2 protein-coding genes (1 of these 2 cut by a window edge) are annotated in these 14,338 nt (G+C 37.5%); both read left to right on the top strand.

The window, feature by feature from the left end; all coding sequences use genetic code 11:
* Positions 1–152 precede the first annotated feature (152 nt).
* Positions 153–743, top strand: a complete 591-nt coding sequence (locus tag LHV68_11295; GenBank protein MCB4792451.1) for a hypothetical protein — start codon at positions 153–155, stop codon at positions 741–743.
* Positions 736–14,338 carry the 5' portion of a GNAT family N-acetyltransferase gene (locus LHV68_11290; protein MCB4792450.1) on the top strand. 22,028 nt of this gene lie beyond the right edge of the window, so the window shows 13,603 of its 35,631 coding nt (coding positions 1–13,603); its start codon is at positions 736–738; the stop codon falls past the right edge of the window. The genes LHV68_11295 and LHV68_11290 overlap by 8 nt, the downstream gene beginning before the upstream one ends.

Below are 14,338 nucleotides of genomic sequence, written 5' to 3'. Positions count from 1 at the left end.
GTACGGTGGTGTGAGAGGTCGGTAAGGGAGTTAATCCCTTACCTCCTACTCGATAGGATTTTACACATAATTCATATAATTTTCATAAATATTTTACAATTAAAGTGTAAAATAATTTTAGAGATTATGTATAATATATCTTATATTATATAATGAAACATACAAAAATTATATTATTATTCATCTTGGTTTTGCTTCAAGCAGTCGGAATATTTTTATCTGCTTATGCGCTGAATATTTCAGCCAATAAAAATCTGTCGGACAGTTTTAGCGGATCGAAAATTGAAGTTCACGGTTTATTATCGATCCTGGTTGTAGTTAAGTCAAGCGTAGAAGAACAATTAAAGACCATTACTGAACTTGCCTGCCTGCCTCTTGGCTACCAAAAAACTTCGGATAAAACAGGCGATAACAAAAACAACAGCACACCGTCAAGCAGCTTCCCTTCGAATAAAATAAGCTTAAATACTCAAAATACGAATGTAAATATATTGAATTTTAATCTAAAATATCAAAACCCGTCATCGCGTATTGAAAATATTTTCTCCGGGATTGTGATAATTAATTTATTCTGGATAATTGAATTTTTAATATTGTTCAAGCTAAAGAAACTCAAGAATTACTATTTTATCTTAGCTAGGGCAAGTATTGATTTTATACTTAGAGGAAAGGTATATTTAAACCCTGTTGCTAATTATAGGCAACAGGGTTTTTTCTTTGTTTACGGTAAAAAATATGTTTAAAAATATTAAATTCATCAAATTTGTTTCTGTATTTACCGTCATTTGCTTCGTGTATACGTCTGTGCTGCACCAGACTGTTTTCGGCATAACCACCAAAATAAGTGAAAACAAAAAAATAACCGAGATAGCAGAAAAACTTGACGGATTTATCCTTCCTACAAGCTACGGCAGAATGATAAACGGCAGTTTCTCAAATACCGATAACCTGGTCATATTTATCCAGGACCTTCATTGCCACGCAGAAGTGCAGAAAAACATATCTAATATAATTCAATTCTTTGATAAGCAGTACGGTATAAGCAAAATATATGTTGAAGGAGCTGCCAACGGGAAAGTTGATAATAGGCTTTTGAATGCAATTCCCAATGAGAATTTGAAAAAAGCTACCCTTGATTCACTTTTAAATAAAGGTTATCTGGGCGGAGCGGAATACTACGTTGTGATGAATAAAAAAGACAACCTTTACGGAATAGAGGATTGGGACACTTATATAGCTAATATAAAAAGAATTAAAGAGCTTTGTGAAAATAAGAACAAATATAAAATGCTGGCCGATGACCTGAGAAACAAGCTAATCGGGCTTAAGAAGACATATTTATCTAAAGATATATCAGTCTTAGAGAAATATCTAAAGACCAATTTGAAAACTAAAACTAAAGATGATAAATATTATTTAACACTAAAAAAACTTTCGGTAAAAAACAATGAAGCTCTGGAAAAATACCCGGACCTGTCCACTTATATAAATATAATAGACCTTAAAAAAGAAATAAAATACAAGAGCCTTCCGAATGAATTAAGGACGTATGTAAGCGAATTAAAGCAGAAACTGCCGTACACTATCTACCAAAAACTCGCTGATAAACTGGATAAAAACAATAATTATGAAGATTATTATACAGCCTTATATGAAATATCTAAATATAATACAAAAGAAATAGAAGCGAGATACCCTAATGTAGCGAAATTCCTTTCTTATATTTACCTAAATCATATATTAAACCCCATATTTCTGATAAAAGAAGAAGACGTATTCATAGATCAGGTTTTATATAAGCATGCTGACAGGCTATTAGATAAAGAGTTGTTATTCCTGACTTCAATGGCCAAAGACTTTGAAAGCTTTGTACAGTTAAAGTCATCCTCGGAGAGCTTTAGTTATTTTATTAATAATTCAAGCAGATTTGCATTATTGTTAAAGAAATACCTTTACAATGACCCTCAATTAGAAACAATAATAAATCTTTCAAAAGACCAGGAAATCATTAAATATTACCAGACAAATGTTGCTCGTAATGAAATATTTACAAATAACATCAATAATTTCATGCCGGGCAAAACCCCGAATGGCCCTAAAAATTGCGATAGTTCGCTGGTTATATCACATCTTAAAGACTTTAAATCCATAGAAATCGTTGTAGCAGGCGGTTTTCACAGTGAAGTAGTTAAAAAATTAAAGGGGAAAGGTGTTTCTTTTATATCCATAACACCTAATGTGACGAAACCGTATGATGAGGGCCGTTATGAAAAAATACTCACTGGCAAAATGGATACCGAACTGGTCGGATTATTTTCTGGCTCGAGCCTTAGCCCGGTCATCGCTAAATGGGAAGGATTTGAACCCGGCAGCCCTGGTTATGATGAAAAAATAAAAAAGATATGTGATGAAAAGTTCATAGTCTTGTTAGCTGCAATGATTGACAATGAGATCAAGAAAAGAGCACCTTCGTCAAAAGATAACTTATCCGCTTTGAAAGCTGACCTCGATAAACTTTTTGGTGCATGGATGAGCGATAAAAGTGTTGCGGAATATAAATTAGAAGTTCCAACAATAAATATCAATCCTGCAACTAACAGCCTGATAATCGAATTAAAACACAATTCCGGCAATATCGCTGTAATTGAAGTAAGCGATAAAAACAAGCTCTCTATTACTGAAAAAACAACCCAGCCAAATGCATCCTTAAAACCCGCAATCGAAAACCAAAGTCAAAACAAGGCAGTACCTGATGCTAAAATTACCTATAAATTAATAGATATTAAGGCTTTTGCTAAAAACATTAAAAGTGACGGACGGCAGAAATATCTTAGATTACTGCCCAGGTTATTGAAGAGATCCTTAACGATAGAGATAAGCTCAACCGAAGACAAACTATCTAAAGATATTGATGAAAGGCACAGTTCGAACAAATTAACTGAAGGAACTTATTTAACGCTAAAAGGGCTGATGAGCGACAGGAAAACCTTAGGTTATATCCTGCTTTATTCGTTATTGGTTATGCCTGCTTTGCCAGGTCTGCCTATAGCTTTTCTGGGGATTGCATCATCGTTGTCAGCTGCAGCTTTTACAGGGTCATGGGCCGCTCTTTTCGCATTTACTGTTGCATCAGTAATCACAGCTATTCCAAGTTACATCTATTCTATAATTGCTTCTTTTGTCATTGCAGACATGTTTAAAATAAGCAAGAAACAGGCTTTATTGATCTCACTTTTTTGTTTCATACCGTTTATCGGTGTATACATCGGGGTTCCTATCGTTATGTTATTTAATTATAAAGGGAATGATTCATTTAAAAAAGTAGGGGTTTTACTTAAATATATTTTCCAGGTCGCAATAGATTCAGCAGCAGCAAAAGCCGTTATGCTGGCTAATAAACTCAGGAAATACGGTACTAAAGCGGACACACCTATCGGTATCGTCCGTTCGCAAATACCTGTAGTCAATGAAAATGTAGATACTGCAGCAGCTGGGAAAACTCAGGGTGTCGTTGATCTGCAGAATCTATTAGCGTTGACTGCTGAAGGAACTGATGAACACTCAAATATTGACGGTCTGGCCTTATCTCAGCCTTCTGAAATGAATCCACGTAATTTGTCAAGATTTTCCGACCAATTAGAAATGCCCTATGCGCAGGGAACCCACAGGCGTGTTTCGGAGTACGCTTTTAAAGTAATGCCGGACGATCTTAAGGACCTTTTAAAACAGAACATGGGCAGGCTTCTTGAGGGTTCAGTATCTCCCGACCGGGTCAGAGACGGGACGAACCATACTGATCCCCGATCCAGGCTGATTCAAGAGATAGGGGTTTTACAAAACCTTATAAAAATGAACAAAGATCCAGGAGCGATAGCATTCAGCCTGGGAATAATAGCTCATTATACAGCAGATACGGTAGTACATTCTGTTGAAGATCATCATACTATAGAGAATAAATTCAAGACGCGTGATTTAGAAGGTATTCCGATTGAAAGCGCCAGGTATGTGAAAAATTTGAAAGCTTATATAGTATCCTTACCCTCAATGAGCAAAGCTGTCCACAGCTCAACTGCCGATTTAGAGGAGAAGAAAGATGCTGTGTATAAATTTACATGCCAGGCAGTTGCAGATATATGGTATTCGGCCTGGATGCAGGCTAAAAACCTGCCCGTGCCAGACGATGTTAAGAGGTTTGTCCCTCCTGTAACTGCATTTGGAGTACAAGCTCCTGAGCCTGAAGTAAAAGCGAGAAAAACCAAACAAACTAAAAAATCAATTAAGACTGTGCCGCCGGAAGTAACAGTTGTGGGCGACATAAAAATTAGAAGGTCTGACAACAGAGATTGGAAATTATATAAAAACGATATAAAGAGAATAAATTTTGAGTGCTTTAGCAGTGATGTAGTGCCTGAGACAAGGTCTCTTACTGATGCTCTTAGGGATTCAAGGAGTATATTCCTTATTGCAGAACGTGAAAACAAGGTTGTAGGCTTTCTCATAGCAAGGCCGCTTGAAAATGAATCTGATGTGGTGAATAGGGATATAGACAGCAATCTTGGCAGAAGAAACACGCTTTACATAGAAGAGGTCGCAGTAAGCAGTGAATTCCGAGATAAAGGAATAACTACCGCTCTGCGGTCGCAATTGATAGACATAGCAAGGACAGGCAGAATTAAGTACAAATACATCAGCGGGCATGTCCTACCCGGTACGGCGGAAATATTGTTCGGCGAAAATGCCGAGGTTATATCAGAAGAGGAAACTGGGACTGTACCTGCTACGGAGTATTTCAGGTACGATTTAAACGATGAAACAGAATTAAATGATGTTCGGGATGAAACGCCGCAATTAAAGCCTGTTTTAGACGTTTCAGATAATGCCTCTGTGGCAACCGAAGTTATTCCTGAAGAACAAGCCGGCCTTATACTTCCCAAACACAGGGCCTGGGTAGAAGAAGAGAGGAAAAAAGCCAATTTGCCTCAGGCTTTGCCTGAAAACGAAACAAACGTTGACAATGATAAGAGTGAAGAATCGCCAAGTGTTTTTCACTGGATATTATCTATAATAGGTTTTACAAAGGATATTATTTTAGGGGGAATCCTATTTTCCGCAGACCTGTGGTGGAGGCTTATTAAAAAAACCGGCCTTATAAAAGACAAGAAAAGAAATCAGGTAAAATATAAAAACTTTGAAGAAAAGCTTCATAGCACGCTGATAGCTGCCTTAGGTGATGAAAATTATGCGCCGGAAACATACCTGCTTCCGGAAACCGAGCATAACGCTATTGAAGGCTTGCCTGACTGGCTGTTTTTTACTAACTCAAAAGAGAGCGGGGAAGCATTTTTTGAAAGGCTGGGAAAAGCAATACCTAAAGCAAAATCAACTGTTGACATATCTTCGCTGTCCTATGATGAGGATATGGTCAGAAAATATTTAGCGCCGGCAATAGCAGAACTGGAAGCCAGTATACCGGAAAACGAAAGTGGTACATATCCCTTGATCCGTATTATCGCCGGCATGAATTTTAGTAAGAAAAGAATAAATATATTATATGATGCGCTTACAAGCATGCTGCCGCAAGATAGAAAGTGGAAAGTAAATATTGCTTTCATTTCCGTTAATTATAATAAACCGGGTCTTAATTTCAATCATTCAAAAATGGTTCTTATAGATGGCGCTTCCGGAGGCACGCTCATAACGGGCGGGCACAATTTTGGGAACGTTTATGTCCGTAAAAACAGGCCGTGGTCAGACCTGTCTTTGATATTGCATGGCCAGATAGCTCAGGAAGCCCAGGCAGCGTTTGACAGGCTTTATGACGTAGGTTCAAATATGATATTCAGGATGGGTGCCCGGTGCAGTTGGGGCGGCTGGAAAGACTGTCACAACACGCCTCCTGTTCCTCAAATTGATAAAGAGGTTTATAATAACCCGGAAGAAAAAGTAACCGCTTATTCAACTCTTAGGGGAAGGTTCAATTTGCTGGAACAAAAGGAAGATTACTCCGGAGATAAAGCTCTTTATGCGCTTCTTGACGCGGCTGAAAACCATATTTATATGTCTCAGGATATGCTGGCTTACCTTGGAGATTCATATAACCCGGGAATCATAGCAAGGCTGTTTAAGAAGGCTCTTGACGGCTTGGATGTCGATATTATAGTTTCAAGGAACACTCCGGAACAGGTGAATAAACTAAGGCTTGCTGGCGTGTTATGGATGCTGAATGCAGGGATAAAAGACCCGCAAGAGATACAGAAAGCTTTGGACAGGGTCCATTTTGCCAAAGCTAAAACTATGAACCATAATAAATACGTAGCTGTTGACGGGAAAGCATTTTATATAGGTTCGCAGAATACCTATCCGGGGAATTTTGGCCATAATATCGGAGGTAGCGCCGATATATTCGACTACGGTGTTATTGTTACAGGACCTACAGCAAAATCAGTGGAAGAAAAATTGTTTCTAAATATACTCTGGAACCAGAAAAATGCAAAGCATTTTACATCCAGTGAATTACGCTCAGCCCAAGATCTGATAGAAGATGCTGCCTCGGTTGAAAACCCTTTTAAAAACAGGAGTTATGATGAATTGGACAACGGTATTCTGCCCGTCATAGCCGGTAAAGATTCATCGAACATTTTTGAAAAAGAAAAACTTGTAAAAACGATTAAAAATATCGTTACTGACTTGAGAGATACAATAAACGGGAATGAAACAGAAAATGAGAATCTGGAAGCAACCGCTCCAATAAAAAAACAGGAAGAATTTGATAGCTGGGTTGCCTGGCAGATAGCAACCAGGGAGTTTGAAGATACGCTTAATCCGATAAGATTTTACTTAGACCACTATAGAGGTGAAAATAGATACAGGGGAGGGTACATTCAAAGAGCTTTCGGCGTTGCGGCCATAACAGCCACTATGTATGCTGCCTGGACCTATAACTTCCTTTCTTCGCTCATCCACAAAAATGCTTTTAATGCGGCTTTGAAAATCGCAAAACACTCTGCAAAACGAGCAAACATAAGATCTCACGCCTGGTATAACCTAAATTTCAGTAAACACAAATTAACTAAACCTTACATAATCGGACAACCCGGCCTTTCTAAAAGTGAAGGCCAGATAGCACTTCCTGCTCAAGATAACTTACTTGAACAATTGAACCAATTATCTCCTGATGATATTGCGACAGCGACTGCGATCTTAAACGATACAAGTCTCGATGGAAGCCAGCTTAAAATAATAGCATCCCAGGTCTCATTGCTTACTGCGGTTGGAATATCCAAATCAATTAATAATAAAAAGTTTGACCCAGTGGAGAAGCTTACTGTTCTCATGCATATTACAGAATTAATTTCGAGCCTGCAAAACCTTAAAATTAAGCCTTCCGTACTTCAAATTATCATTTTATCAATAATCAATAAAACCTCTTCGGCTAAAGAAATTATTGCTTACTTAGATAAGACAAGCAAGTTCGTCATATCTTTGCCGGGTTTAGGCGCTAATCTTACAGAAACTGAAGACTATGTGAAAGCTTTAATTGAAAAATCTAAAACTTTTTTTGAATATATGGATTATCTTAATAACCTCACGGCTTTTATGGCAGCTCTTAAAGATAAGGGCCTTGAGTTTAACGGAGCAATCACACCGATAGTTATCGCATTTTTGAATATCAAAATATCAGGGTCAGTAATATTAGCACCTTCACAGTATGCAGGGACTGAATTCAAGCCTTATCTTAATAAGATCCAGGAATTTGCCCTGGGCCTTATCCCTGGATCAGGACAAGTAGATGACGTTGTAAAGATGGGTATTAAAGGCCTGATGAGCGATGTTTTGCCGGTCCTTATTCAGGAAACAGGAACACCTGTGGAATTCTATGCCTATCTAAATTCCCTGACAGAATTACTGAAAAACCTTAATAAGAAGGGGGTTTCATATACAGCGGTTAAAGAACTCCTGCTGCAAGTTTTTAAACTTAGCCTTGATTCTTCAAGAAAGAATTTAATATCAAACCAGTCTGCGGCTGCAAATGTTTTCAGTGAATGGAACCTCTACATGAAAGCCTTAGCTGCATTTGTAAACAACCTGCCGGAGAACATGCAACCCCGGGAAAAGGAATTGCTTTTAGAGAATCTCCTGGTACCGGTGCTAAAGGCTTCATCCTTAGGGTATTTTCAGTTCAATGGCTTCCTTGTCAGGATTGGGGCTGTTCTTGTCCAGGTTTATAAGGAAAACAAAACTGCAGAACAATTGACAGAACATATTTTGAATGAAATAAAAACCTATACAACCTTTAATGCCAATCCGGTAGAAGCAATTGAAAGTGCTCTTTCCTCGCTGGAAGAACAGCTTCAGCAGGGCAGGAGTTTGGAATTGCCTACCGAAGAAATTGTGCAGTCTAAAGAAGAAATAGGGCAATCTATGATAGAGGTTGCTATGGCAATGTCCATTGCAGTCGGGTTCGCCGGGGTATTATTGACTTTTGCGGGAGTAATGCCTACCTGGTTTGGTATTGTTTCAGGAGTATTACTTGCGGCAAATACTGTTGTTTTGTTGTATATAAATGCCAGGCGGGCTGATGAAAGGTTAAAAAATTTCCTTGAGCTGTCAAAAGTCAAGGAATTAAAAGGCGCAAAATCAGGCGAAATAGGGACCTTCCCTATCAATAGAGTTAAAGTAATAAATTTTACTTTAAATCCCCGGGAAGAAAAGATCGTGTTAAGAGCAGTCCAGACAGTAAAGAAAAAAGTATATTCTTCCATAAGATTGGGCAATCTGGACACAGACGACAGTTTAAGAGCGCTAAGGGTACTGGCACGGTTAAATTCGATCAGCGAAGGTATAGCAAACGGCAGTATAATGAAATTTAATCCTATAATTGAGGGTAAAGAGAAGTTCCTTTTGGGATATACAAAGAATAATCAGATAGTACTGCCGGCAGATTTTCTAAGGAAGAATATATTGAATCTGCCTGAAATACTTTACTATTTAGCTCATATAGCAGAGTATGGGCTTCCTAAGACAGTGGATGCAAGGCATGACAAACGCAAAGAGATCTATGAGGGCGAGCCGAGAAAGATATTCGGGAACATAAATACCCTAAAGACGGTTCTAAGGCAGTATGTAGGACAAGCGCTTATACAAAACGCTTGGCGAAAAACTTGGAAACGTATAGAGAAAGGGGTACTTACATCTTTTCTGATAATAATGCTGTGTAGTATCGGGACAGCAGCGGTTTTCGGTTACCAGACCACATCCTTGGCAGATGCCATTTATCTAAGAACCCTTTCTGAGGTGCCACAATTGGTAGATAAAGATTTTGATAGAAAAGCATATAATGAAACGATGGCCAGTCTAGATACTCCAACAAAAATAGCAAAATATATGGCACCTTGGAAACCCAGGATAGAAGCTTTTCAATCTGCTTCATCGGAAGTTATCTGGGGATTAAACAGGACAAAAGGCCAGTATGATAAGTACGGGACTCTGTGTTCAGGCTATTCAAGGTTTGCGGAAAAAGCCTTGCAGTTGCACGGCTACAAGACTTATACAATCTTGATAGACTGGCAGACCAAACCGAAAAGTAATTCAATACAGGATAGCATACGCTCACATTTTGTGCATGAATTCATTATATACCGGGACATTAAGACAGAGAAATGGAATATCATGAGCCCTTATGTAAATATAATACTAAACTCAGCAACGTTTGAAGACGCCATAAAATTTGCCGCTTCAAAAGATTTCAGGGACACATTTGGCACAGCGCTGCCTAAGGATGTAAATAAGATAACTATTTCCGTAGCTGCAAGTCAAGATTTCAGGTATTTGTATACACAGCGTTATGTAGCTGTTAATACCCATGGCAAGTCTTTAAATTCGGGTTATACGCTATATAAGTCTGACATGCTTTATGAAACTTTCAACATTGTTTGGCCGTTGCAGCCGTTACAAGAACTATTGATATACTCCTCTATAGCTGCTTTGGCAAATCTAGTAATAGCAGCACGGAGAAAGAAAACAAAAAAAGATGTGTCGGTCTTAACAGACAGCGGGAAGGTAGAATTCCTTAAATTGGTTGAATTGATAAACGAAGGAATAAATAAAGGCATTATAAAAGATATAAATAGCATAAAAGGTTTATTGCAATTAAATCCAAAGATAGCAGGCGAGTTCTTGTCCTCTTCGAAGGAAGGCAAGATCTTAGGAGCATATATTGCAAATAAGTCTGCCTGGATAGAAAAAATGAACAAACTGAAAGCAGACTCGTTCATTATTTCGATGACCGGCGAGGAGAGGAAAGAGAGGGTAGCGAATTGGAAAAACTATCCACCCAACAATTTTGACGATTTCCTGAATTATTTAAGAGATACAAATAACACTAAGTCACTGGAGAAACTGGAGGGCCTTATAAAGAACGATTTCATGGTCTTTCTGGAATACAGGGATTTTATGGAAAGACTGTTGGAGGTAAGGCCGAAGCTTAAAGCCAATATCTTATACAGGATAAAAGAAATAATAAATATATTGCTAAGGAGAGAAAACCTTCTTTTGGATAATGTATTGAATTATATACCGGATGATTATCAGGGTTTATATATTTTCAAGATGATGTATGCAGATTATGCAAAGCGTGGATTTTTTATATTCAGTAAGGATAGGCGCAGAAAAAATGACGTTTTGGATGCATTGCGTTTATTGCGTAAAGACAAAGAGAATTTATCTGTCGAAGGAATAAAAGTAGATGTTTATTCCTATATTTTGGGACAGAAGTTGAGATTTGAGATAGTTGACGAGATAGAAGCCTCCGGGAAACAAAAAGATTACCAGATAGATGCACAAAACAGCAGGATTTCTATTTCAGCCAGGAGCATAGATAAATTTAATGTCTGGAAAGTAAAGAATTTAATATTGGAATCAATAAACGCTTTATTAATTCAAGAATATCAATTAGGAACTCTGTCATCTCCTGTAACTGAACAGCCAGCTGCAAGATCAAAAACAAGACAAAAACTAAAGAAGCCTGAAAAAGCGACTGCGGTCGGGGAAGATCTGAACAGACTGCTAAAAGCTGCAAAAACCACAGTTTTTCTAAGCCTATTTATTTCTAGTATTATCCATAAAGGATCAGTAATCCTTGCAAAAAAACTCATAGAGCTTTTTAGGTCAGGAAAGAATGTCACGGAAGATTTCGATTCAGCCCTTAAAGAGGTTAACTTGCCAGATATTAATAAACTGGCGGCATCTCTTAACACGCATGATATTACCGATATAGAAATATGGGACAGCCCGGACTTGATCCTGGATGAGAACGCTTATGCCCTTGCTACCATAGAAGACAATAAGCTCCTTTTAAATTCTGTCCTTGCATATTCACTCCTTCGGGCGCCTCCTGAAGGACAAACTATAGAAGACGCTCTAAGAATAATCGCTCAGCATGAGAAATTAGAATTTGATGGCATAAACGAACAATCCTCTCTAATATACAAATCATTCTCGGAATACCTATTTCAGCCAAAGATAAAAGATAACAACAGAACTCCAGATAACTTCCACAAATTCCTTTATTTTGTTGCCAATTCAAACCAGCCTATACAGGGCATCAGTAAGGAAGATGCTCAAAGTAATATCAATCTCTTAACTTATGCCAAGGAACTTATTATTGCCAATCAGGCCAAAGAAAATAAAGAGAAGCCTATACCGATGACAATCGCCAAAGCTATTGAAGCCATTAAATCAGGGGAATTTGATAATATCGATCAATTCATTTTCGATTATGACCATACCCTTTGGGAAGGCACTGCAAAAATGTCAGATAAAGAAACGGATTTACTAAAAGTATTAGCCGAGGGCAGACATTTGACAATTTTAACTGGCGGTATATACGAACATAAACTAAACGGGCTAAGGCCGCTTTTGGAAAAATTAGATGGGAAATCTATAAGACTTTATGAATTGAACGGGCTTAATGCTTATGAATTCACAATTGGAACAGATAAAAAGATACACAAAAAAGTTATTTATAAAAATAAATATTTGCCTGGATTATTAAAGTTTTTATATGTTTTATTAAAAATGCGCCCAAGTAAAAAAGATACAATAGTGAAGATGGCTAAATACTATGATTTCCCGTTAAATAAAGTTGCTTATGTTGGTGATTCTTTCGGCATGAAAAAGGTAGAAAAAAGTGTAATAAATAAAATAATTGAAGGTGAAACCACAAATGATTTACCTGTAGCTGATTTGATACCAGAAGGGGCAAAGGTCATCTGGACTCAAGGCACTGAAGACACAATACAATTATTGGATGTTTTAAATGAACGTATCGAAAAAACTTCTTCAATACCATCTATTGACCACGATCAAGCATCTTCAAGAGACGGTCATCCCAAAGAAGATATTTCATTAAAAGATGCAACACTTATTAATGATTTTAAAGAACTTGAAAATGCTTCAAACGGAGATTTACCCGACCTTGTACTTGTAATGACCGGGAATAATAAACGAATGGAAAACTATTATAGAGACTTTATTAAATCCGGCCTGGATCCATCCTTGTCAAATATTCCGTTTGATGTTGTACCAAGCGCACAAACTGGAGACGGCATAAGCCTTATAGATGCCTTAACCTATCAAGACTCTGAAAGAATGGAAATATTAAGAAGACAATATCCGCAGCTTGCCGGTAAAGATATTACTAAAATGAGAATCGTTGTGCTTAACATAAGCGAATCTGAGCCCAGTAGAATAACAAACGAACTGCCTATACAAATCAAAGGCAAAAAAATAACACCCTTAGAGCTCGCATTGCTTAGAGGGGTCAGGGAAACTCAAAGGCTCAAAGACAAAAACAGGTACGGCATTGTAGTTAAAGACCCAGGCAATATAGTCCTGGGCTATATGAATAGAGTCGGAGACGTAACCTGCGAACTGGCTAAAGTAAGCGATGACCAGATGGATGAACAAAAACATCCTACTGTGTTGAAGAACGGGAATGCAAGGATACTAAAATTATTTCCGGATTATGATACCGAAAAAATCGATGAAACCATAGAAAAGAGTCAGATGCCGCCAAAACTCAAAGACCCAAAAGTTGAACAAAACTATGCTTTTACAGGCAACCTGACAATCAGTTTTGAAGACACTGAAAAATACCTTTTCTTCCTTAAGTCGATGAAAAAGCTAAAAGCTGCTGCAACTGCAGGTTACGTCAATAGGTCGCCGCCGAAATTAGACCTTGTTAAACATATCTTAATACCTCTTGTAATGTTATCTAACAATGAAGACCCTTTCACCTATTTAATGCTATTTAGAAAAACTCTAAAAGGCAACAAGGATTATTACTTAAACATTTTCAGATTTTATAGAAACTTATTCAGAGACAGCCATTTCAGCAATTTTTCTTTGACTTCTTTCACTCCCGAAGCATCCCTTATTACCAGAAGCTATCCTGATACCGAGGCTATTCCTTCCAGTTGCAAAAAACAATTAGAAACATTCCAAAGAATATCAGAAAAGCCAGAGTATCCTTTAAGCGCAAAACCAAAAGATTCGATTCTAAAAAGAATTAGAACAAAAGTGTCATTAACATTATTCCGTTTAAAACCAACGATGGGCAAGGAAATTGATGAAGAATTGACAGCTGATATTTCGCAAATTGATCCCAAGTCAGGGGTAATATTTAAATCAGCCAAGACTTATTTGGATGAATGGGAAAAAACTCTTGAAGAATATAATACCACCGGTGATTTTGTAGGGCTTGAAAGAATTTTTGAAATTTCAAAAAATTTTATATCAATAACAAAGTTTTCAAATAAAATGTTTGGGTTTAATGCCAAATCCTCTGCACAGCTCTACAAAAAATTTACCGAATTATCTTTAAAAACAATAGAAAGTATTGATAATCAAACCATTGAAACAAATGCTAAATATATTGGATCAGAAAACCTGCAATTAACCTTATCAGCGCTTAATAATTTCAAAAATCGTTTTATTCCCTTGTCCTTGTATGGACTAGAGTACCTCCGCGGGCTTGATTTTGCCAGGAATCTGGATATTATGTCAGGCTATATTTTTAATAAGAAATCCTTTTTTGAGCGGACTGGGATCATGCCCTTGAATAGACTTGTATTTGGCATGGGATACGGCATCAGGGTTTCGAAAAATGACCTTAGAAAGCAGATAGATAAAATATCCGGTTTGGGGAACATGATTTTAGAATCGTTATACAATAATGAAGAACTAAGGTTAGATATAGAGCACTACATAAAGGATATGGAAAACCCGCCTGAACAAATCGCACTTGGAATGAATAAAGCATGGAATCAGAGAAAAGCTC

This window comes from Candidatus Liberimonas magnetica (assembly GCA_020523885.1).
In the GTDB taxonomy this organism is placed as follows: domain Bacteria; phylum Elusimicrobiota; class Endomicrobiia; order Endomicrobiales; family JAFGIL01; genus Liberimonas; species Liberimonas magnetica.
Note: the sequence above shows the minus strand (reverse complement) of the source record. Positions and strands in the feature narration are given on the sequence as shown.

Coding starts and splice junctions, on each gene's coding strand:
- LHV68_11295 (MCB4792451.1), top strand. CDS start 153: ATGAAACATACAAAAATTATATTATTATTCATCTTGGTTTTGCTTCAA.